At 65.0% G+C, this 1,440-nt stretch carries 1 protein-coding gene; it reads left to right on the top strand.

Translation table 11 applies throughout. The annotated features are described in order from the left end of the window. The first annotated feature begins 201 nt into the window (after positions 1-201). Complete coding sequence (locus tag AC01FP_RS17575) at positions 202-1,284, top strand: IS110 family RNA-guided transposase (RefSeq protein WP_474482010.1); 1,083 nt, start codon at positions 202-204, stop codon at positions 1,282-1,284. Positions 1,285-1,440 lie beyond the last annotated feature (156 nt).

Genomic DNA, 1,440 nt, shown 5'->3' with positions numbered 1-1,440 from the left:
GACCCCACCAGCACGGGTCTGACCCTGCTGTTGCCCGACCCGCACTGTTCTGGTGCGGTGTCTTGGACCTGACCTGTCGGTCCGTGCGGTGGGGCAACCAGCCGGGGAGTCCCGTGACCTCATAGGAGTCCGACGTTCCCGTCCCGTCAATGGCCTGTCCGTCTGCCCGGCTGGTTGCACCCCCTCCCGTTCCCAGCAGCCATGAGCGCAGCGCCAGCACCTGAAGTCGAGATCAGCAACAACCCCGATGTCGTGGTTGGTGTCGACACCCACAAGCACACCCACATGGCGGTGGCACTGAGCGCCAATGGCGGCTGGCTGGGCAGCCTCAAGCTGGAGGCCAAACGCATCGGCTATCAGGAGCTGATGCGTTGGGCTGCTGAGTTTGGAAGTCGCCCGGTGTTCGCCGTGGAGGGCACCGGTTGCTACGGGGCCGGTCTCTGCCGCGCCCTGCAGACAGCAGAGCTGGAAGTAGTGGAGGTGAACCGGCCTGATCGCTCTACCAGGCGCCGGCTGGGCAAGGACGACACCATCGATGCAGAGGCTGCTGCACGCTCTTACATCTCCGGAAAGGCCACGGTCATTCCCAAGGCAGGGAATGACCTGGTGGAGATGATCCGCATGCTCAAGGTGGTCAAGGATTCAGCCTCTGGCAACCGCACTGCGGCCCTCAATCAGCTGCACGCCATCGTGGTGACGGCACCGGCAGCGTTGCGGGAACGGCTGCAGCGGCTCAAGGGCAAGGAGCTGGTGGACTGCTGCAGCGGCCTGCGTTCCGGAGAGATCAGCACACCTCTGGCCGCCGCCAAGTTGGCCCTGCGCAACCTCGCTCGCCGCATCCAGCAGCTGGATCAGGAACTCAAGGACACCGTTGCGCAGCTGGACCGATTGACCATGCAGCACTGCCCGGAGCTGCGCAACACCTACGGGGTGGGTGTGGATATCTCCGCCACCCTCGTTATGGCAGTCGGCGACAACCAGGAGCGGATGAAGTCGGAGGCCTCATTCGCTGCCTTATGCGGCGTCAATCCCTTGCCGGCCAGCTCCGGCAAGGTGGTGCGGCACCGGCTGAACCGCAGTGGCAATCGGCAGGCCAACTGTGCCCTGCACCGCATCGTCCTCTGCCGGCTGCGGTGGCATCAGCAGACCAAGGAATACGCCGAACGACGTATGGCAGAGGGCCGCACGATCAAGGAGATCATCCGCTGCCTCAAGCGATTCGTGGCCCGCGAGATGTTCGGCGTCCTGCGTGGCGGTCCAGCCGTTCGCACAGCAGCGGCCTGATCAACAGCGCGATGGTTCGCTGTAGGCACCCAGGCTCCCACCGGAGTTGTTGCCTGCCCTCCAAGGGAGGCAACAACTCCGGTGGTTCCAGAGCCGGCCGGCGGTTCAGCGCTCGACGGGGATCAGCACATCGACCAGCTCGGTCCGCAGCGCCTG

It is taken from the genome of Cyanobium sp. NIVA-CYA 375 (assembly GCF_056108345.1).
The sequence above is the reverse complement of the archived record's forward strand: the minus strand, read 5'-3'. Positions and strand labels throughout refer to the sequence as shown.